This window comes from Lysinibacter cavernae (genome assembly GCF_011758565.1).
Lineage (GTDB): Bacteria > Actinomycetota > Actinomycetes > Actinomycetales > Microbacteriaceae > Lysinibacter > Lysinibacter cavernae.
Map to the genome: position 1 here is coordinate 86,045 of NZ_JAAMOX010000004.1, position 21,930 is coordinate 107,974.

Annotated in this window: 15 protein-coding genes; 7 read left to right on the forward strand and 8 right to left on the reverse strand. The window is 58.5% G+C overall.

The window, feature by feature from the left end:
• Positions 1-13: 13 nt before the first annotated feature.
• From FHX76_RS15980 to FHX76_RS15990, 3 genes are all read right to left on the reverse strand, one after another.
• Entirely contained in the window at positions 14-6,892 is a 6,879-nt protein-coding gene (locus FHX76_RS15980) for an Ig-like domain-containing protein (RefSeq protein ID WP_167152452.1), read from the reverse strand.
• A 467-nt stretch (positions 6,893-7,359) separates the two neighbouring features.
• On the reverse strand, positions 7,360-8,271 hold the full coding sequence (locus FHX76_RS15985) for a hypothetical protein (protein ID WP_167152454.1): 912 nt from the start codon (positions 8,269-8,271) through the stop codon (positions 7,360-7,362).
• Positions 8,272-8,391: 120 nt separating this feature from the next.
• Positions 8,392-8,586, reverse strand: coding sequence for a hypothetical protein (locus tag FHX76_RS15990; RefSeq protein ID WP_167152456.1), 195 nt, complete (start codon positions 8,584-8,586; stop codon positions 8,392-8,394).
• Between the two features lie 381 nt (positions 8,587-8,967).
• On the opposite strand from FHX76_RS15990, the gene FHX76_RS15995 reads away from it, so the two are divergent.
• From FHX76_RS15995 to FHX76_RS16010, 4 genes are all read left to right on the forward strand, one after another.
• Entirely contained in the window at positions 8,968-9,645 is a 678-nt protein-coding gene (locus FHX76_RS15995; protein WP_167152458.1) for a hypothetical protein, read from the forward strand.
• 117 nt (positions 9,646-9,762) lie between these two features.
• Complete coding sequence (locus FHX76_RS16000; RefSeq protein ID WP_167152460.1) at positions 9,763-9,951, forward strand: DUF5302 domain-containing protein; 189 nt, start codon at positions 9,763-9,765, stop codon at positions 9,949-9,951.
• A gap of 88 nt (positions 9,952-10,039) precedes the next feature.
• Complete coding sequence (locus tag FHX76_RS16005; protein WP_167152462.1) at positions 10,040-13,105, forward strand: DEAD/DEAH box helicase; 3,066 nt, start codon at positions 10,040-10,042, stop codon at positions 13,103-13,105.
• Between the two features lie 53 nt (positions 13,106-13,158).
• A complete protein-coding gene (locus tag FHX76_RS16010) occupies positions 13,159-13,365 on the forward strand; it encodes a helix-hairpin-helix domain-containing protein (RefSeq protein WP_167152464.1) in 207 nt (68 codons plus the stop codon).
• 20 nt (positions 13,366-13,385) lie between these two features.
• On the opposite strand, the gene FHX76_RS16015 is transcribed toward FHX76_RS16010, so the two are convergent.
• Together FHX76_RS16015 and FHX76_RS16020 are read right to left on the reverse strand one after the other, a co-directional pair.
• Positions 13,386-13,751 (reverse strand): iron chaperone, encoded by a 366-nt coding sequence (locus FHX76_RS16015; protein WP_167152466.1) that lies wholly within the window; start codon positions 13,749-13,751, stop codon positions 13,386-13,388.
• Positions 13,744-14,112 (reverse strand): ArsR/SmtB family transcription factor, encoded by a 369-nt coding sequence (locus FHX76_RS16020; protein ID WP_167152468.1) that lies wholly within the window; start codon positions 14,110-14,112, stop codon positions 13,744-13,746. The genes FHX76_RS16015 and FHX76_RS16020 overlap by 8 nt, the downstream gene beginning before the upstream one ends.
• 271 nt (positions 14,113-14,383) lie before the next feature.
• Between FHX76_RS16020 and FHX76_RS16025 the strand changes: the two genes are divergently transcribed.
• Positions 14,384-15,199 (forward strand): polymer-forming cytoskeletal protein, encoded by an 816-nt coding sequence (locus tag FHX76_RS16025; RefSeq protein ID WP_167152470.1) that lies wholly within the window; start codon positions 14,384-14,386, stop codon positions 15,197-15,199.
• A 217-nt stretch (positions 15,200-15,416) separates the two neighbouring features.
• On the opposite strand, the gene FHX76_RS16030 is transcribed toward FHX76_RS16025, so the two are convergent.
• Positions 15,417-17,297, reverse strand: a complete 1,881-nt coding sequence (locus FHX76_RS16030; protein WP_167152472.1) for a putative Ig domain-containing protein — start codon at positions 17,295-17,297, stop codon at positions 15,417-15,419.
• A 269-nt stretch (positions 17,298-17,566) separates the two neighbouring features.
• Here FHX76_RS16030 and FHX76_RS16810 point away from each other — a divergent pair, with 269 nt between their 5' ends.
• Together FHX76_RS16810 and FHX76_RS16040 are read left to right on the forward strand one after the other, a co-directional pair.
• Positions 17,567-18,271, forward strand: coding sequence for a helix-turn-helix domain-containing protein (locus FHX76_RS16810; protein ID WP_167152474.1), 705 nt, complete (start codon positions 17,567-17,569; stop codon positions 18,269-18,271).
• Positions 18,272-18,321: 50 nt separating this feature from the next.
• Entirely contained in the window at positions 18,322-18,717 is a 396-nt protein-coding gene (locus FHX76_RS16040) for a VOC family protein (RefSeq protein ID WP_167152475.1), read from the forward strand.
• A 6-nt stretch (positions 18,718-18,723) separates the two neighbouring features.
• Here FHX76_RS16040 and FHX76_RS16045 read toward each other — a convergent pair whose 3' ends face one another.
• On the reverse strand, positions 18,724-19,128 hold the full coding sequence (locus FHX76_RS16045) for a VOC family protein (RefSeq protein WP_167152477.1): 405 nt from the start codon (positions 19,126-19,128) through the stop codon (positions 18,724-18,726).
• Positions 19,129-19,268: 140 nt separating this feature from the next.
• Positions 19,269-21,930, reverse strand: a 2,662-nt coding sequence (locus FHX76_RS16050) for a DUF7617 domain-containing protein (RefSeq protein ID WP_208402795.1), incomplete at its 5' end; no start/stop codon positions are given.

Genomic DNA, 21,930 nt, shown 5'->3' on the forward strand with positions numbered 1-21,930 from the left:
CCGTTGCCAAACATCACTGTCGACGCACAGAAGTCGTAGTGTGGCGTCGGATGACAAGCAACAGGCAGCCGGAGCCGATCAGAACGAGGAGCGCGAGGAGCATCCACACCGTCACGTCACTCCCGAATCCGGTCGCGGCAAGGCCGTGGTTGGTTGTCACAGCTACCGCCGGCTCAACGGTAATCGTGGATGTCACGACCGCCGACTGGCCAAGGTCATCCACAACGGTTGTGTTGAATGAGGCGGTTCCGACAAAGCCAGCGACCGTTGTGTATTCAGGAAGACCTTCGCCGTTGAGCGATACAGCGCCGCTAGACGGCTGGCTAAAGTCACTCGCGGTCAACGGGAGCAAATATTCGCTCTCAACGGCACCAACCACGTCAATCGTTACGCGTTCTGTACCAAACGGAACTGTCAACTCGATGCGGCCCTTGGCAATCGGCGCGGCCTGCACGGTCGCAGCGTAGGTGGCATCCGCTGTCTGCCCCAGGTCATCCGTGTAGCGTACGACAAATTCGTAGCGACCAGGTTGGGCATGGCCTGCACGGTAAATCACCGAACCAAGCACGGCCTCGCCGTCTGCCGGCTTCTGAATAATCTCTCGCTGCACGATGGTGCCGCTGGTTTCAACCTGTTCGACGAACGACACGCTACCGCCTTCGGCGACTTTTTGCTGGTCACCGTTGACCGTTGGCTTCGCCTGAACCGTCACTGTCAGTGTCACGCTCGTGCCCTGCCCAAGATCGTCTGTAAAGGTCACTTCAAAGGAATACACGCCGGGTGCGGCATCTTTCGCTTCAAACACAACCTTTCCGGAGGCCTGATCAACGATAAGCTCACCCTGCGACGGCTGAGATTCAACAGTCACATGGGCCAACGAACCAGCGGTATCAATCACTGGGATGAACTCGGCGGTCCCCCGTTCTGCCACCGTTTGACTCGTCAATAGGTTAATCACTGGCCCGCTTTGCACCGTTATTGTGTATTCCACAGTGACTGACTGGTCAAATTCATCGGTGTACGTCACGCTAAACGAGTGGACTCCGGCCGAGGCTGCTCCGGCAGCGTAGGTCATGGCTCCGTCACTCGCGACGGTGACAGTGCCTTCGTCCGGCTGCACAATCTCGATGCGCAAATCGTGGCTTGCCGAAATCACGTTCTTCGGGAATGTATGCGATGCGCCAACCCCGATGGTGGCACTGGCCCCGGTCGCAATTGGTTTACCCTGCAAATGCACTGTGTACGTGGCGTCAACAAACTGACCAGCTGCATCGGTGTATCGCACAACAAGACTTCGAGTTCCTACCGCAAAATCAGCGCCATTTGTGGTGAAGACTACCGTGCCAGATTCAAGCGCAAAACCCGAGTTTTCAATCGGGGAACGGGGTTCCACCATCACGATATTCCCTGCGGGAGAAACACGCTCAGTAAACACGATCTCCCCGCTCAACCCGATGGTAGCTTCTTGGTCGGTTGCAGTCGGTTGCGCAAGCACCGTCACCGTAAACTCCACTGGCGTTATCTGCCCATAGCTATCGGTGTAGGAAATTGTGAACGGATAGATTCCAGCTTGAATTCCTGCAGCGCTAAACGTGACCAGTCGGGTCAGGTCGCTCACCGATGCAGTGCCTGACTCTGGCAGGATGCTCACAGTTGCTCCGGAGTAGGCCGATACATCAGCGAACTCGGGAGCGAAAGACACCGAAGCTCCCTGCGCAATAGTGGCGCTAAACTCCCCCGTAACAAACAACGGGTTGTGGATGGTAACCAGATACGTTGCGGTGGCTAACTGCCCGACGTTATCGGTGAACGTCACCTCGAAGGAGTACGTTCCGGCCACCGCATCCACCGAGTCGAAGACAACTTCACCGTTGTCGATCGTGGCGGTACCGTTGGCGGGATTGGCACTCACGAAGGCATCCGTAATCGTTCCCGTGGTCGCAACGATTGGGGTGAAGCGTTTGACTGCCCCAAGTCCGATATGCGCTGATGCACCAGTTATGGTCGGCTTTGCCTGGACGATTACCGAATACGTGGCTGTGGCCGTTTGCCCCAGATTGTCGGCGTATTCAACGACGAAACCATACACCCCAGGAGTGCTATCTGCCGTATACCTCACACCACCGGGTACGAGCACGGCTGTTCCGAGAGACGGCAAGGTTGTTAGGGTTTGGCTCGCAACGGTTCCGCTCGTACTGACGCTGTCTGGGAACGTAAAGGTTTGGCCCTCACCAATCGTTGCGGAACCCCCAGTAGCGGTGAGAGCGGATTGTACGGTCACTGTGAATCCCCGCTGCACAGACTGCCCAACGTTATCGGTGTACGTCACGGTGAAGGGGTAGTCGCCGGCGGCGGCTGAACCCGAGTTGAACGTCACAGCACCCGTAGCCTGGTTGACGGTGACTGTTCCTCCGGTCGGGGCCGTAGAGAGCACGACGCGGTCAAGGCCACCCGTGGTCACCACAGCCGGATTAAACGTTGTGGATGTCCCTTGCGCGATGGTCGCGCTTTTGATGCCGGTCACGACGGGTGCGGCTTGAACCGTCACGGTATAGGTAGCCGTGGTTGTTTGGCCAAGGTTGTCAGCAACCAACACAACAAAAGCGTAAGATCCGGGTTCCGCTTCCCCGGCGCTAAACCTAATGGTCTGTCCTGCAACCTCAACGAGACCCTGGGCCGGTGCCGTTTGAATCGATAAGGCAGCAAGCGTTCCAGTTGAGATTACCGACGCAGCAAAGTCGTAGGATTCGCCCATACCGATGGTCGCGGAAGCACCCGTTGCGACCGGGCGTGCCTGCACGTTGACCGTATAGGTTGCGGTTGTACGCTGTCCGAGGGTATCCCGAATAAGCAAGGTAAACGAATACGCGCCGCTGGCCTCAGCATCGGCCGTATACGTAGCGGTTCCATCCGCTGCCACCGTAAGGATTCCCTTTGCTGGTGGCGTCTGAACCGTCACGGCATCGGTAGCCGCAAGGGCCGACTGGTTCAGCACCGCTGGGTTGACCGAAACCGATCCAGAAAGTCCGATTGTGCCACGATCTGTCGTTGCCGTTGCAACGGGTGCCCGTTGAATAGTCACGGTTGCGACTGCAGAAGACGTCTTACCCTGTGAATCCACAACCGAATACGTGACTGGAACATCGAGACTCGTCTCGGTTGCGCCCCACATATGCGTGGGCGTCACCATCAGCTTCCCGCCCTCGTATGTCACCGATGCGTCTGTACCGGCCGGCACCGTCGGAGGGCTGCCAAGTTCGAGTTCGTCCCCAACGTCGTTTGCCAGCACGTCAATCGAAGCGCTTCCGTCATGAATCGTAGCCGTGTCAGCTTCGGCGACCGGCTGGGCGATCACAAGGACGTTGAGTGTAGCGGTCTCGGCTTCACCCTGCGCGTTTGTCCATGAGTAGCCAACGGAGTCGGTGTAGCTGGTTTCTCCAGCTGCCGAAGCTGGCCACGTTGCGGATGGCGTGTACGTGAGCATTGATTGACTACCAGCCACTTGCTTCAACACCACCGAACCTCCGTTGCTTGGGGTCGATGCAATGGCCACTCCGTCTTCTGCGAAGACGCTGTTCTCAAACTGAGGGAAGGCAATCGTGTCGTTGTGAGTCACATCGGCGTCGACAGTCTCTCCGAATGAGACTTTGGCGTAGTCGTCAACCAGTATCGGGGCAGCAACCGGTTCTTGGTAGAGCACCTCGACTTCGTTCGTACTTGACGGTTCGATCTCAAGCACCCCTGGAAGAACCTGTTCCCAGCCTTCGTTGGCGGAAGACTTGAGGGCGACCTCATACTCACCCGCTGGAACAAGGGGGAAGGCATACGATCCGTCTGCAGCAACATCGGAGGTTTTCACAACTGTTGAGCCTGAGCGCAATTCAATGCTTGCCGTTTTGGCAGGCCAGTCAGCGTCTGCATCGGTGACCGTGCCTGAGAAGTCAAGATCCCTGTACACATTGCCATGGATGAGGGCAGCCGAAGACTGCAGCGGGCGGGAGGCCCCTGCCGACGAAAAAATATCCGAGCCAGACTCGGCCGTGAGGCGCATCGACACGTTATTGTTGAGCGCTCCAGCCACGGCCATCGCGGGTGCGGCAAGATCGATAGTCGCGCCCCCGGCAAATCCTGGCTTCATCCCATCTTCGGGAGTAAAGCGAAGGGCCGTTACACCAGCTGGGATGTTATCGCCAAGCTCCTCCCAATGAATTCCTGAGGTTCCTCCTTCGTTGCCTGAGACGTGTAACGCAGTTTCGATTTCGGTTGGATCGTCTCGTGAGTACTCGATGAGAACGTTCCCCTGGCCGGGGGCATCCATCGATGAGATCACGCTCTTGAGCACAGTCCCTGAACCGTTGAACCCAGTAGACCCTCGCAAATCACCGTCAAAGGGAAACAAATCCACAAAATGAGCATCCGTGAAACGCTGGGTTGAGGCGTTTGCCCACGCGATCGTGTATTTCACCGATTCGCCGGGGCCAACGAAGCCCGGGCGGACGGTTGTTGCTGACTTTGACGATTTGAATGTTGCCGCGCCGGAAATAGTGAGCGGGGCGTCGAAGGTCTTGTCTTGACTCAGCGCCAGCGTGGTCTTCTGGGCGTATCCGGAGTAGTCGGCAACGGAACCATCGGAAGTAGACTCAACCGTCAGATTCGCTGAAGCAATCATTGGAAGAGGCGTTTCCATCGAGATTTTGACCGGAAACTGAATTGCCTCTTTCAGCGTTGCGTGACCCTCGTAGGGAGCAGGGCCTGCATCGCCCCCAGGTGCAGCGAGATCTCCAAGGCGGAAGGTCAGTTTTGCCGGGGTTCCCGCTGAACAACTTGCCCCTGGCACACCGGGAGTAAACGTATCAACGTTTGCGGGTAGCGCGGCAGCTACCGGCTCGACACAGGCGTTTGGCAGGGTAACCGTGAGCTTGGTGTCACGAGCGATCGTATCAAGCGAGCCAACGGGACCAAGAACAACGGGGGTAACTTTGAGATTTACAACGTCCCCGCGCTCCGCATTGCCGGCAGCATAGGGCGCACCCTCAACCCTCAACCACTCAAAATTGGCTCGGATGAGCGAGTCGAATGCTTGAACAGTGCCGCTCCCACCAACACCGTTCCCAGTACCTGCGTATGTTGACTTCACAACGGCTCTGTCATCACTTCCGAATTGCCAGAACCACGGCAACCTCGTTCCTGCAGCAACTCCGGCAGAGGACAGCGAACGCATCATTGGCGTCACTAACCCGATTGTCGCGTTCGGGGGCAGAGCGGTGAGATATTTGACGCGGATACTCGTGACCGAGGCCATCCCTCCAGCAAGCAGGTTCGGATCAGTTACCCAGGTCATCGCCGAGTCAACGAAGGATTCGCGTGATTTACGGTCCGCGTCGTTTGCGAATGCAAAATTGGTGTACTCAAGGGTGTATTCGGACGGGTTCACCGTTTGGGCCGCCGTCACCTGTGACGGTATGTAGAAGGCGTCGGCTCCCGATTTATTCGTGATCAGTTTCAGCCGCGGAATACCTGCGAGTTGGATCTGAGATGAGTTCCAAGTCAGACTGCCGTATGCGTTCTGTGTCGGACTTTCAGCGCCATCGGAGTTATATATGCCGTCAAGAATCGAGAATTTTTGACCGGGAAGCACCGGCTCAGTTCCGTACGACATGCCGTGATAGTCACCGTACATGATTTGCGTTTGAGCGCCGTTCATCGTGGCGGTAGTTGTCGCCCAGACAACGGCACCGCTCGGACGAACGTAATCGTAACCATAGCAGCTCAGATTGGTTCCAGATTCGATAGGAGCGCATGTCTTGCCTGCCTCTTGGCCGGGAGCGACGCCGTCGCCAAAGTTAGAGGCGTGAGAAAGCGACAGTGGGTCAAAGTCAACTACCTGTGCTTGCCTGTTCACGGTTACTCCACGCTCAAAGTAACCCTCATAGGGGGTAAAGAACGAAATCTTGAAAGCAACTAGTGCGCGGATATCGGTGGGTGTGCCGAGGTTGGTAATTGGATTCAGAAAGTTGGTCGTTGCGCCAGTAGCGGTCACCTGTATTGGTGTTCCCGGGCCACCGTCTTGGGTCGCGGTCACCACTCCGCCTTGGCCGAGCGCAACGGCTGGTGCCATCATCACGGCTCCTGCAGGCACCTTGACCTTGAACGTGATGACGTTCGCCAACGCTTCAAACCCGTAAAAATTCGGATTGGCTGGGTCAAGTTTTCCGCCAAGATACGCATACAGCCCCTCCACGATTCCGGTCTGGCCGCCGTACACCTGATTTGACAGCGTTCCTTGACGCAGAACGGTCAGGGCCGTCTTTGGGGTAGCCGAAACGGTCACTGCGGGGCCAGATACGGTGAGGCCATCAACCGCCGCCGTTGGTGCCACTTGAGCGGCATTCGCGATCGAGCCGACCCTGGCAGAAACGGCAAACATCGATACGCCGGGGCTGTCGACCGTTCGGTTACAGGTTAGCACCGCCCCGTTTGCTGACACAGACCCAGCCCCTTGGCCTGTACAAACCGTGCCGGCAGCAGATGCGGCTGTCCACTGCATCCCAAGAGGAAGCGTCAAAACATAGCGAGAGGTGCCAGCTTCAATATTAACGGTGCTGAGTTCCCATGTCACCGTATCCTGAGCTCGAACGATCCCGTTGTTCAGGCCAGTGTCGAAGCCGTCCCCAGCGGTCGCATCGAATGGGGCTGAACCATCGGAAAGCAGGTTCCATGAGACTCCCGATACGGGCGCCGCGTGAGCAGGTTCCGCTGCCGCGGTTGTTCCGAACGCAAGCATACCGATAATCGTCATGGCAAGAGCCTGCGCAGCCCGCCCAAATGTGGTTGCCCCAACCTCATCGGGTAAGGACGGGACGGATTTCGCCCGCTGTCGTATCGTTCTCATTCGGTAAAGCCTTTCAATCGTCGTGTCACACGCTGCCGCCACGGCGCACAGAGTTGTCCCCAAAACACTTGCCCCACTGTTGTAGTGCCTCATAGATTAAAGAAATGCCAGACCGAATCCTTACGCGCAGAACGAGAAACTTTCTGATGATTCGTCACCGGCCTACACGTGCCATCACAGATGTCGTCTTGCCGCCAAGCGCATGCGTCAACGCAACGTTCACGGAGGCGTTGAGCGGCATCCGGTCCCGAAGCGCCCAGAATGATGCATGGCAGCGCGACTCCCGTTGAGTTCCCCAACCCAACGGACGGCTAAGAATCGTCCCTAATCTCCGTTAATAATACCGCATCATTTATTCATGATTCGAGAAATCCGCAGCTCAAGGTCTCTTTTCAGATTGAGACATGGCCGGCGCGTTTGCCATCAATCCGGAGGCATATGAGTAGCGGATCTCACTCGCGTCCGAGCTAGAAGACCCAGCCCTGCTTCACGTACCAGGCTCCGCAGTAATCCTTATCCGTCGGATTGAGCTCATCCTTGATTTCAAACTTTGGTGCGCAGATAAGCGAGTCGGTGTCGATGCGTTCAAGGATGCCCTGGAACGACGTAATCCCCCACCGGCACAGCGCCTTATCGTGCGAGGCGCAATCCATCTTGGAGGCTCCAGGGGTTGGGAGTTCGGCCTCGTCAAGGTCGTTATCAAACGGTTGGGTAAACGTCTCCTTGTGCTTCCCAAGCGTTGACACCTGGATCTCGCGAACATCGGTTCCGACGGTGTCAGACTCGGCGATGGGCACAACCAGCAAGACCACCTCGCCCGCGTCAATACGAAATAGCGGGTCGTTTGGCAGGTCAAACATCTGCTCGTCACGTTCGGCCGACGAACTGAATGGGTTCTCAACTCCGTTACGCAGCACAAAGTTGCCGGTCGTCACGACGGTGCGGTCGGCGCCGTTGTTGCCAGCATCCACCTGGCGAATCTCACCTATTGTGAGGGGAAAACGCCCCGTGTTCACTGCTGACAGGAGCGCAACAGGCGTGCCGCCTGGCTGCACGTCTGAATCGAGCGTGGTCTCGTCGGGTTGCCATGTGAGCTGATACCACGCAACCATTTCGAGCTCGAGGGTTGGCCTGGTGTTTGACTCAATTTCACGGGTCAGCGCACCGGATGCGTCGGCAAGCGCATTCGCTTGCCAGACGGTGACGAGTCCAAGCAGAATCGTGGCCGTTGCGATGGCAACGTTAAAGAGGAGCTGACTTCGGGATGACTTCTTCGTCTGCGTGCTCACATGCTCCTTGAGCGACCCGTCAAGTTGGTCAAGTTTGCGGTCGACGGAACTCAGGCGGCGTCCAACGGAGTCGTTCTTCTGTGAGCGCATGGGTTCAACAGTAGCGATAAGCGTGCGGAAGACTCCAGACACACAACCGCGGCCACTCCATTGTCCTCCTGCGATCTACGCCGCCAAAGGACAACCGCGGAGTGGCCGCGCTCGTTTGTACTATTTTGAGGCGACCGCGCGAGCCTCGCGACGGCGACCCATCGCCGGGATGAACACGGCAAACATGGTGAGGGCAAGAATGAAGACAACAACGCCAACGGCCATGACCGTTGAGAAGCCAACGTCGAAGGGATCGGCAAGAGCGGGCTGAACTTCACTCGCACGTTGACCAATTTGACTCAGCAGGTTACCCAAAACTTCTCCTTGTATTTAGCCGGCCGAGTGGCCGACTTCCCAGTCAATCACAGTATTTTTTTACCCGCAGGTCGCACCGTACACAAAGCATTCGGGCTTGCCGAGATTTGAGTCTTGGACCGTTCACAGGGCATACGATTTGGGCGCCTCAGCGTGTCGTTTGAGCGGTGTTGATCTGCCAATCTTTTCCGAGCTCAAATTGCTGGTATTGCCTCGCGTCGAATTTACGGAGGCCAACATCCTGGCGCTACCGCAGTGGGTGTTCCTGCCAAAGATCACCTGGGTAATCACCCGCCTCTCACGGGATCGATGACTTCTTCTCAGTTACGCTATTTGGGCGGAATGTCCGCATATTCCTGACGTTTTAGGAGCATAAACATCATGACGACCCAACGACTCCGCGGCTTCGCCGCACTGACCATCGCAGGGATGATGGCGCTCTCACTCGCAGGTTGTGCAGACATCAAGCCGGTTGAAAATGAGAAATCATCCTCCTCGGAGAAGAAGACAGAGAAGCCAACCGAGCCAGCAACCGAGACCCCTTCTTCCACTCCAAAGGCAAGCGGCGACGGATCAGTATTGGCCCCTGGCGATGAGGTCACCGGTCTCGGTACCCAAGGCAGCTACGAATGGTTCAACTACGACGAGAAGAAAGCCATCCTCACAAGCTCGCTTGACTCAGTCGAACAGGCTCCTCAGGCCGCGTTTGACGAGATCGCAGAAAAGGCACCCGAGCTCAAAAACGGATACGCGCTCTACTTCCTCACCTTCAGCACGACGTTTGTGTCCGGCGATGACATCGACTTCAGCGCGAACTACACCGATTTCAAACCGATCGATGCAGAGGGCAACTCGACGCAGACCATCAGCCTCATCGGATACGACTCCTGCAAGTCGGAGTCGTTCCCCAAGGGATTCAGCCAGGGCGGCGTGAGCATCAATAACTGCATCGCGGCCGTTGTGCCGGCAGGCGGAGAAGCTCCCGCCGGCATGCAGTTCGCTCAGTACGACCAGGCAACATCCGACTACGACGGCAAGCCCATCCGCTTCTTCAAGTAGCGCTCACGCAGGGGTTCTTGGCGCCATCCAGAGGTCACACATACGGCTGAGTAGACTAGACGCATCGCATATCTATGCGGCGAGTTGCATACTCGACACCAGTCAGGGAGTATCACCATGAGTTCCGAACAAGACGCAAAGAACGCTGCGTCAGAAGAGAGCAAGCGGAAGTTCCGCGAGGCCCTCGATCGCAAGAAACAGCAGTCGACAGGAAAAGGCGAAGACCACAGGGACGGCACCAGCCGAGTAAACCAGGTCCAAGGCCCTGCCGGCCACCAACGCGAGTTCCGCCGCAAGAGCGGATAGCACCCAACACAAGTGAACGGGCCCCGAGAAACGCATTCGCATTTCTCGGGGCCCGTTCATTGTCAGCCCTCTATGGGATCATTGCTCAATGCCCAGTACGCCAGATCCAGCATCCTCAACTCCGAACGGTGCCTGGCGCGACTCACTCGACCGATACCTCGTGTCGCACGGGATAGATGCTGGTTCGGCACACGTCGAGGGCAACTCAGCGACTCCGACAATCCGCACCACAGATTTGGCGTTGCAGTTTGAGCTTCGCGAGCTCATCCCCCGCACCTCGTTCAGTTGGAACGGCCCAACTTCCCGCACCGCTGGTGCCACAAAACGCCCGTCATCGGCCCCCGGCAGTGGCGAATTCCGGCTCGCGGTCCGCCCAACGGCGCGCACAGCAAAAGGATGGGCTCGAGGCTCACTCACCTGGAGTAATCTTCCGTTCCTCCTTAACCGCAAGAATTTTGACGAGCAGCAACACCGGTGGTTCTGCCAGTTTGTTGCCCTTCACCGCGCGGCGGGGCCAACCTTGCCAGGTGGGGACCTCGATTGGGTGTACCTCGACGACTTCGTCAACCCTGTGCTCTGGCACCTGCTGCGGCAGGCCGCTGACCTTGGCATCCAGTTTGTGGGGCCGACTGCTGCCGCTGAGGTGATCCACGCCGATTCCGCAAAGCTGGTGCTCGACGCGGCACTCGACGAGCACCATGTGCGGCTTCGCCCTGATCTTGTCATTGATGGCGTTTCAGCGGATATTCAACAGGCCCGCGCCATCAGCACGCACGGCGTGTACAGCTACACGCTTGGCAAGCCACAGCGTTACACGCTGGCACCGTTCGAGCATGAACTCACCTCCGAACACCTCGCCATACTCAGCGGGACGAGCAGCATCCCCGCACAGCTCGACGTACCAGAGGCAGAGGCAAGCACCTTCTTTGGCAGCTATCTTCCCGCGCTCCGCGAGCGCATTGCGGTCGAAAGCCGCAATCACTCGGTGACGCTTCCTCCGCCCGCTCCGCAGGTACTCGTCCTCACCGCAACGCATACGCCTCGTCAGTCCGTTACGGTCAGTTGGCGATGGCTGAGGCAAGGTTCCGCAGAGAAGATCGCACCACAATCGCTCGTCCCCGACGCCCTTCTTCCCACGGGCGTCACCCTCAACGACGACTTGCGACCAAGCAAGCTCACCGGCATTGAGGCCGCAGAGTTCATGGCGCGGATCCTGCCAGAGATCAAACGCTTACCCGGCGTCAGGGTTGAGGTGGTTGGCAAAGCGCCCAACTATCGAGAGCTCACCGGCACCCCAAAACTCACCGTCACAACGGTGCCAACCGAACGCCACGACTGGTTTGATCTTGGTGTGATCGTGACCGTCGACGGCAAAGACATCCCGTTTGTTCCCCTGTTTAGGGCGCTCGCCTCCGGTCGACGAAAGCTGCTCCTCGTTGATGGCAGTTATCTTTCGCTCACCCATCCCGCATTTGGTCCGCTCACCGAGCTCATCAACGAGGCAAAAGACCTCGCCGAGTGGGAGGCCAATCCAGTGATCAGCAAGCACCAGACAAGTCTCTGGGCCGATTTTGAAGATTTAGCCGACGAATCCATCCCCGCCATCGAGTGGAAGCGCCTCGTCGATTCGGTGAACGGCGATAGTCCGAAGCCAGTCGAGGCTCCCGCCGGGCTAACCGCCGAGCTGCGCCCGTATCAGGCCGACGGCTTCTCGTGGCTCGCTTTTCTCTGGCGCAATCGGCTCGGGGCGATCCTTGCCGACGATATGGGCCTCGGAAAAACCGTGCAGTGCCTGGCGCTCATTCAGCACGCGGCCAACGAGGCCGCTTCAGACGGCCCACAACGCCCTCGGCCGTTCCTCGTTGTTGCGCCAACGTCCGTCGTTGGCAATTGGGTGGCAGAGGCCAAAAGGTTCACCAAAGGACTGGTCGTTCATGAGGTGACGGCGACCGAGGCCAAAAGCAAAGAGTCTATTGCCGATGCCGCTGCCGGCGCCCACATCGTCGTTACCAGCTACGCCCTGCTCCGACTCAATTTTGATGCGTACCAGGGCGTTGCCCAAACGATGGGCTGGGCCGGACTCATCCTCGATGAGGCACAGTTTGTCAAGAACTCAGCGTCAAAGGTTCATGAGTGCGCCAGGGAACTTGATGTTCCGTTCAAGCTCGCGGTCACAGGGACTCCGCTCGAGAACTCGCTTACCGAATTACATGCCCTCTGCGCAATTGTTGCCCCCGGCTTGTTTCCCTCTGCCCGTCGATTTGGCGAAGAGTATGTGCGCCCTATCGAGCAAACCACCCCTGGTATTTCACAAGGTACAGGCGCTGGCAGTAGCCCTGCGGCCGTCGCCGGGCTGCGCAGCGAACGACTCGCCAGGCTCCGCAGACGCATCCGTCCCTTCATGCTCCGCAGAACAAAAGACCTTGTTGCTTCTGAGCTTCCGGCAAAGCAGGAGCAAACGATTCAGGTTGAGCTCTCGCAAGAGCATCGCGCCCTCTACGACCTCTACCTACAACGCGAACGCCAAAAGCTCTTTGGCTTGCTCGAAGACCTCGACCGCAATCGCTTCATCGTGTTCCGTTCGCTCACGCTCCTTCGGCTCCTTGCGCTCGATGCCTCGCTCCTCGGCGACGAATACTCCGACATACCGTCGAGCAAACTCGACATACTTTGCGAACAGCTTGAGGATGTCGTTGCGGAGGGTCATCGGGCACTTGTCTTCAGCCAGTTCACCTCATACCTCAAAAAGGCAGCTGATCGCCTCGAAGCGGCGGGCATCCCATACTCTTACCTCGATGGCAGCACCCTCAAGCGCGGCACCGCGATCGAAGACTTCACAACGGGTGAGGCTACGGTTTTCCTCATCAGCCTCAAGGCGGGCGGCTTTGGACTCAACCTCACGCGCGCCGATTATGTGTTTTTACTCGACCCATGGTGGAACCCAGCCACAGAGTCTCAGGCCGTAGATCGGGCCCATCGCATCGGCCAAACCAAAAACGTCATGGTGTACCGGTTGATTGCGACCGACACCATCGAAGAAAAAGTGATGAAGCTCAAGGAGCGCAAAGCCGCACTCTTTGATGCCGTTGTTGACGACGGGGCCCTGTTCAGCTCAGCAATGACGGCAGACGATGTGAGGCAACTTCTCGCCTGACTCGCAAAAGACCAGTCACTCACTTTCACACCGGCTCCGTCTATCCTGAATGAATGACATCGCTACCCAAGATCAGCGCGCCTGCCACTCGCGCGCTCAACGCACGAGGTGTCTTCACGCTTGAGCAAGCCGAACAACTCTCAGATGCCGAGTTGCTGGCGCTGCACGGTTTTGGTGACAAAGGCCTGCGCATCCTCAAAGCGGCCATTGCTGACCGCAACCAGGCCAACACCGCCCTGCCAGGGGATGACGGTCAGTAGCGAGCACCAGGTGGAGGCCGCTAGCCGCTGACCGCTGCTTCGATCTCGGCGCGCCTGCGCCTGACCACGCGATCAAACACGGATTTTGGAACCGGCTGATCGACCGAAAACCTAAACCCGCCCTTTGTCACGGCAAACCCAACAAGGTCATCGGCGACAGACGACACAACAGTTGAACTGAATGGGTACAGCGCCAACCCCTGTTTCAGCGTGACAATGCTGATAAGCGGTCGTGATCGGTAACGGAGGGCCGGCATACCGTAGCTTGTGCCTTCGGTCGCGCCGGGAGCCAATTCGCGTGCTCGGTTGTACAGCTCTGCGAGTAACGACCGTTCGGGTTCGGCGGCCGCCGCAATGTAATCGGTGACGTCGGTCTGGTCAGGCATTGGCCGGACCCCCAACCGATGCGAGGTCACTCGTCACTCGCTCAAGCGCCCCGGGAACAGGCGAAAAATAGGCCCACGTGCCGCGCTTCTCCCGACTCAAGAATCCGGCAGCCACAAGAATCTTGAGGTGGTGGGAAACCGTCGGCTGCCCAAGCCCAAGTGGCTGGGTAAGATCACAGACGCAAACCGCGCCCTCTTCGCTCGCAAAAATGATGGACAGGAGCCGGATCCGCGCTGGATCGGCTAGAGCCTTGAGCGTTGCGGCTACCTCGGCTGCTCGTTCTGCGCTGATCGAGCTATGCGGCGCGTTGGGCGCACACACGGTGACATCTCGTAGCTCCAGCGGTTCGGCAATTGTCATCAGCTTCTCATCTCTCTGGCGTTCCTTCTGCTTCTGCGGATTCGCCCGCATTCACAGATCGAAAGCTATCGATTTATTCTATCAACGAGAGCCTGAGGGTATCCAGCAATCCAACCGAGCGCACGTCCGGCGGGACGCCACAATGCGTTGAGACCCGCCGCCGCGTGTAGCAGACCGTCACAAAAGCGCAGATACGACCTCGATGCTGTCACGATAGAACGTGGAACGGCATCGCGCTACTCCCCCGCACCCCGCACGAAAGAACACACTCATGCCAAGCACCGTCACCACGAACAACGTCGAGCTGACCGAAGAATCACGCCAAGGCATCCTCAAGACCCGGCTCTACCGCATCAGAGCGACGGCAGATATCCCTGCACAGCGAGTAACGCGAGGAGATCTTGGCGGCTGGGTCGAGTCTCTCGAAACGTCAGCGGGTGAGCCACGCCTGAGCGATAACGCCTGGGTTTTTGACAATGCATCAGTGTATGGCGACGCCCGCATCTCCGGCAACGCCGCCATTCGCCAAGATGCTCAGGTCTTTGGTGAAGCTCGCGTCTCTGGTGATGCGATTGTGTCGGGCAAGGCCCAAATCTGGGGCACGGCCGACGTGTCGGGCGAATCCTGGGTAGCGGAAATCGCGAGGGTTTACGAACAGGCACGAGTCACTGATCGCGCCCGTGTTCGCGACCGCGCTTGGGTGTTTGGCGAGGCCGTCATCCAGGAGTCCGCCGTCGTTGGCGGGACGGCTCTCGTGCGAGATTCAGCGGCGGTTCGCGGCAAGGCCCAAATCATCGGGCCATCGCAGGTCAGGGGAAATGCCGAACTCACGGAGAGCTGGCACAGCCTTGCCCTCGGCCCGATTGGACCGCATAACGCCACGCTCACCGTCAACCGGACTCGCGATGATGGGCACCTCCTTGAGCTTCAGGGTTGGACTGGTACCATCGCAGAACTCAGGACGGACCTCCAGCATCGCCCCGCGGCGTTTTGGGAAAGCCAGGGGCTGAGCCGGAGCGATGGGCTCACTCAATTTGAGCTTGCTCTGTCGCTGGCCGAGTTTTCCACACGGCGTTGGCAACAGTAATTATGCTGCCGCCCCATCGTGGGATAAACTCGGCAGCGCACACGGCATGAACTATCGCTCGATTGAGACAGCTCGGTAGTTGATGTCGTGTGTTTTTGCGTTTAGCGGCGTTGACGGTCGCAAGACAGCCAACGAACACACCGGCCGCTTAACTGACCGAAGCTCCCCGTGAATAGATTCACGAGGAGCTTCGTTCGTCGGGGGGACGATATGTCAGCTACTGGCGGCGCGCGACGCGTCCGCTCAGGAGCAGGCCGCCGGCAAGCAGCAGCAGTACTGAGCCGAACAGTGCTGTGGCAGCGTTGTTGCCGGTCACTGCAAGGCCAGAGCCATCAGCAGTGTGGGGAGCGCTGCCTCCGTCAGTTTGATCGCCTGGCAGCGGTTTGGCCGAGCCATCTATTCCAGGAGTTTCGGTTCCTGGAGTCTCCGTTCCAGGCTGCTCTGTTCCAGGCTTTTCTTCACCGGGGCCGGGCACTGTTGCGGCCTCCGCGATCGATAGGTTGAAGTCCTTCGTGTCGGTACCAAAGGAGTCGGTAACCGTGACGGTGAGGACGTAGTCGCCAGCCGCCGCCGGAGTGCCAGAGAGGGTTCCGGTAGCGGGGTCAAGCGCGAGACCTGCTGGCCCGCCAGCGGCGCGACTGACCGAGTCAACCGACCAGGCAATGTCGCTCTGACCAGCCGCATCAATAACAATCGGGGCGTATTCCGTGCCAACGGTTCCTGCGGGCAAGTCGCCTTCGCGGGTAATCTTTGGTCCATCAACAACGATCTGGGCGGCCTCGCTCACGCCGGAGGTTCCCCAGAAGTCATCGGAGAACGAAACACGGTAGAGCGCTGCAACGGTTTCCGGGGTGACCTCGACGGTCAGCTCGGAACGGTTCTGCCCCTCGAGTTCGGCCCAGGTAGTTCCGCCGTCGGTGGATGCTTGCCAGCGGAGTCCGCCGCCGTAGTGTGGCTTGATGCCCTCAACGATGGTTGAGAAGGTGACATCCTGTCCGATGGTGGTTGCAACCTGGTCCTCAGGGTCGGTGACTGCGGCCGCGTTGATCAGGGTCACGCTGCTGCCTCGCTCACCAATGTAGCCCGTATCTGCGCTGAGCAGGTCTCCGGTGACTGGGTTCAGCCCAATCTCAGATCCGCCGCCAGTTGGGATCGTGCGGTAGCTTTCCGAGCGAACACCGGTTGTGAAGTTCGCAGACATAGCCATTCCCCAACGACCAACGGCCGTGTAGGCGCGTGTCTCATCCGGCGACAAGACGATGTCTGAGATGAGCGTTCCAACGCCCTGCTTGGTGAGGATCTCGCCCGTGATCGTGCTCATCGAGATTGCAGCGTTGAAGCTCACGCCGTAGAGCACATCAGGATTACTTGTCAGCACGAGGTCGTGGACGTCCTCGCCTGGTGTCGGGAGGATGCTGATGATCGACAGGTCCGCGGGGTCAAGGACATTCAGCGCCTGTGTGTAAACGTTGTTCTTGACGAACAGCTTTGAGTTGTCCGCGCTCAGCACCATTGCGTGCATGTTGATACCAACGGTCTGCTTCGCCTCGATCTCACCGGTAACGGCGTTGACCTTCATCACGTCGTCTGAGCCGGTGATGTAGTAGGAACTCTCATCCGGAGTCAGGACGAGGTCGTTGATGTACGTGTGCTTAAAGGTGTGGGTCGCAATGACGGTACCAGATGCCAGATCAACGACGGCAACGTTGGGTGCGAAGTACGATGTACCAACCTGAACATAGGCAAGCGTCTGAGCCGCATTCAGCACCACGCCGTCTGCATATTCAGACCCGAGCGAGATGGTCCGAACGAGCTCTTTTGCTTCAAGGTCAACGACGTTAAGCGTGCCGTTGGCAACACCAACAACGTAGGCATAACGACCGTCATGGGAGAACTCCATGGCCCCAGGGCCAACACCGTCACCAATCATAATTTCGGTGGTGAGCTCGGCCACAAACGGTGCTGCGGCACGAGTCTCGACCGGCATCGCCGGTTCGTCAGCCGCGTTGGCAGCCGTTGCCCCGGCAAATGCACCAAGCGACAGCGTTGTTGCGAGCGCAAGAGAAAGGCCTCCGCGAAGTCGCGATGAAATAGTCATCAGAAAATCCCCTAAAACTGCCCTTACGGGCATCTCGTGATTCGCAGACTGAGCCGCTCATGAGCGTTCGTTGCGAATACTCGCCGGTCCCTAGTGGCGAGTTTTCCGAATCACAGCCCCCTGGCTATTCGGATGGTGACGCTTCGTATCCCGAAGCTCACATCTATAGTTTGGCTCAGTGACTGTCGTTGTAGGCGAGGGGAAACTAAAAGCTGGCGTTTTAACCCCCTCTCTCACCCCTCACAGCTCGAAGGCGGCATACTTAGATCGTGTATTCCGAACGTCAGTCTTCTCTTTCAGGCGCAACCCTGTGGGCCGTCTCAGGTGGAGGACACAGCACTGTGGTCCCAGACGGCTGCATTGATATCATCTGGATGCAGGGCGAGCTGCTTGCCATCGGCCCGATGACTCGACCAATCACAACACCTGCCCTCTCAGCGCCGGCCGTCGGGCTACGGTTCGGCCCTGGTATTGCTCCACAACTCCTCAGAATCGGGGCCGGCGAACTCACTGATACCAGGGTGCCCCTCGACAACATCCTTCCGTCACCGGTGGTCTTGGAATCAACGGACCGCCTCAATGGCAGCTCCTTGGTCGGCGCAACGGGAACTGAGCTTGAAACGCTCGTCCACACGGCACAGGGTTCGCTCCGTCGCACACCCACACGGCGAGACGAGAGTGCGCACATGTTGGAACTCGTCGCTCAGGGGATGCCGGTCCGCAGCATTGCCGCAGAGCTCCACCTCTCTGAACGGCAACTTCATCGCCGCAGTATCGATGCGTTCGGGTACGGGCTTCGAACGCTCGGCCGCATCCTCAGGTTCAACACGGCCGCGAGGATGCTGAGCGCCGGCAACACGGTGGCGTCTGTAGCGACCGCGGCCGGCTACGCCGATCAGCCACATTTCACCCGCGAGTACTTCGAATTCGCCGGAACGACTCCTGGGAAATACAGGTCGCTGCCCGGTTCGTGATGTCCGTTTCTTTCAAGACGGGCAAGCCGTCCCTGACGTAACCTCAGTGCATGAGTATACGTTTTGGTTTTCTTGGAATTGTGACTGCAAACATGGGCGCCTCGCTCGACTTTTATCGCGCGCTTGGGCTCGATATCCCAGACGGCGTTGAATCAGAACCCCATGTTGACGCAGTGCTCCCATCTGGCGTTACCCTCGCGTGGGACACGATTGACCTGGTCAAGTCGTTTGATACCGACTGGGTCGCACCCTCTGGCAGCCAGCGCATCGCATTGGCATTTGCGTTTGACTCCCCTGCAGAGGTTGACGCAACCGTCTTGCGCATGGGCGAGCTCGGCTATCGCATCCACCTTGAACCGTGGGACGCATTTTGGGGCCAGCGCTACGCGACGCTCATCGACCCCGATGGAAACTCCATAGACCTGTTTGCCGCGCTCGAAGGCTAAGGAGCCCTAACCCTGCACCTGGGCTGGGTCCATGTAGAAGACTTCCCAACTGTGACCGTCGAGATCGCGGAAGGCTCCCTGATACATGAAATCGTCTTTGGTCGGAAGCTTGGTGACGTTTGCGCCAGAGGACGCGGCATTGGCGAGGGCGGCATCCACGTCGGCTTCGCTGCTCAGCCCGAGCGCGTTAATCACCTCGCCGTGGGTGGCCGCGTTGACCGGCTCCTTCTCGCTGAACTGCGCAAAGTACTTCGGCACAAGCAGCATCACGTAAATCGTGTCGCTGATGACCACGCATGAAGCGTTTTCATCGGTGAACTGCTCGTTGATCGTAAATCCGAGCGAGGTATAGAACGCCTTCGACGCGTCGAGGTCGCTCACTGGCAGGTTAATGAAGATCTGTGCTGACATAGGGCAACTGTACGCCTGCTTTGTGCCCGAAGGAACACGATTGCTCATATTGTTGTGGAGGCATTGGGCGGCAGCTTCGAATCATTCTTCATCGCTTGCTGCCGCCCGTCAGCTCCCCTAGCTGCGGAGAGCGTGCACCGCTATGACGTTCGTCGTCGATACCCGATTGTCAGGACCAGACCAAGCAGGGCCATCAACACCGCGAGACCAGCTGCCAGGGCGTTCTCGGCGCCGCCAGTGACGGTCAACGCCGAGGCAGCGGCCGCGGCCTTGGCATCATGAGTGGCTTCGACGCCGTCGTTCTGGGTTCCGTCTGACTCCGAGCCTGGGATCTTCGGCGCTGGCGTCACCGAAGCCACAGCCAGCGAGTCATCGCTCAATTGCTTACCCGCGATATCCACAGCTGAAACGAGGACGTCGTTCTGTGCAGAATCTGCATTCGGGTCGAGTTCTTTCCAGGCTCCGGCTGAGAACACGATGGACTTCGACTCGCCGGCACCCAGCTCAGCAATGTCAGTATCGCCTGCTGGGAACTTCGTGTCGACAACGGATACGTCGCGGAGAACGGTATCTCCCGTGTTTGTCACGGTAATCTTCCACCAGAGTTCCGCGCCAAAGTCACCGATTGCGTGTGTGTTCCAACCGGTTCCATCGGGAGCACAGTCTGCGTCCTCGCTCACAAAGCAGGCTTGCTTCGTGACCGAGACTGCCGCGGCAAAGTCACGAACCGTTGCAGTGGCACCGTTTGTATCCGGGACCTCAATGGTGTCACCGTTTCGTGGGTTTGTCGCGGAAACGGTAGCTTCACCGATGATCGTCTCAAGAAGCCCGTCTGTTGTGCAGGTCACCACCGAAACTGCGCCGCTGGCCAGGTCACCAATCGTTGCCGAGCATCCAAGCCCAGTTACATCGGTGACCACAACACCCGTCAGCGGGACCTGTCCCTCGTTGCTCACCACAACACGCCAGGTCACGCTCTCACCCGGTTCAACTTGCGTTGCAGTTTCCCAACCACCGGTGAGGCTCGGGGCGTCTGGGTCACAGCCAGCAGGAAGAGTACAGATCTCGTGCGAAATGGTCAGCAGCACGAGGGGCTCTTGCGAGCGCGTGGTAGCCGATGCCGTGTCGCTGAGGTCGGGATCACCAAACGGTGGCGTTGCAAGCACAGAGGCTTCGTTGGTGATGGTGCCGTCGAGCGGTGCCTCATCACAGACCTTTGAGATGCTCTCGCTTGAGGAGAGCGAATCAACGGTCAGGGCGCACCCCTGCGCTAACTCGTCGGAGACTCGCACGTTGGTCAGTGTGGTTTCGCCAGAGTTGGTAACGGTCACGCGCCACTTGCTTGCGCCGAGGAAGGGTACAAGCGTTGAGGTTGACCAACCGTCAGCGCCAATCGCTGCATCGGGCGAGCATCCGGATGCCGCAGGATCACAAGACTCTTTCTGCAGCGTGATGCCGGATTCCGGTTTCGGCGTGCCGATCGTGACCGATGCCGATGCTTCTTGGCTCAGCACATTACTCAGCGAGTCCGTAACCGATGCCGTCGCGGTGTTGAGCAGATCAGCTCGAAGTTCGTTTGTCTCGCACACAACGCTGGCCTGTTCGCCACGCGCAATGGGCCCGAGCTCATCAGATGCACAGCCGAGAACCATTGGATCGGAGACGACCACACTGGTCAGAACGGTCTGCCCCGAGTTGACAACAGTGAGGCGCCACTGAACGGAACCGTCGTAATCCACCGTAGCCGCGTCAGACCAGCCACCCTTCCCGAGTCCCGCATCGTGCTCGCAGGCTTGGTCGAGAGGACAGACTTCCTTCACGAAGACCACCCCAGGAACCGCGGCCGCAGGAGTCAACGTTGCGCTGACCGTTTCGGAAAGATCAGGATCTCCGAACGGGGGCGTTGCCGTTATCGTCGCGGTATTGGTTACGACTGATGATACGGAGGATGCCTCACAGGTCACCGTCTTGCTTGCGCCAGGAGCCAAGGATGCGACAACAAATGAGCACTCAGGAGAACTCGCGTCTACCGCACGAACGTTGGTGAGCGTCGTGGAGCCGGTGTTGGTAACGCTGACGCGCCACTTCCCTTCACCTTCAAACACAACCTGGCCAGCGGATGACCAACCGTCTGATCCGACGGCACTGCTGTCGGCGCAGTCGTTGACCAACGGGTTGCAGGCCTCCTTGACGACGGTCATCGACGAAGCGGGTTTCTCGCCAACCGTCACCGTTGCCGAATCGGTTTGGGTAACAGGGACTGCGTCTGGGGCACTGCCGCTGGCAACAGCCTCGTTGGTTAGGTCTGCCGTCAGCTGCTCACTCTCACAGGTGATCGAGTGTGAAGCGCCGCGGGCCAAATCAAAGGGGCCAACGGCACAGCCAGGTGCCAGCTCGTCCTGAACAGTAATGCCGGTGACGGGCGTCTCTCCGGTATTCGTCACGGTAACTCGCCAGGTGACTGAACCGAAGTAATCCACTGCGGTGGTTTTAGCCCATCCGCCCTCGTTCGCAGCGGCGTCTTCGTCACACCCATCGGTCGAACACACTTCCTTGACCACCGAAAGCGCAGGTGTTGCCTTGGCCGGAGTCACGGTAGCGGTTGAACTCTGTGTGAGGTTTGGGTCGCCAAACGGTGGAGTCGCGATAACCGACGCGGTATTTGTCAGCGACGATGTCAGCTTCGAGCTTGTGCAGGATGCTGTTTCAGATGCGCCGGCCGCCAGCGAGGCGACGGTCGTCGCACAGTCGCTGTTTGTCGGGTCTTTTACCCGCACATTTGTGAGTATGGTCTCGCGGTGT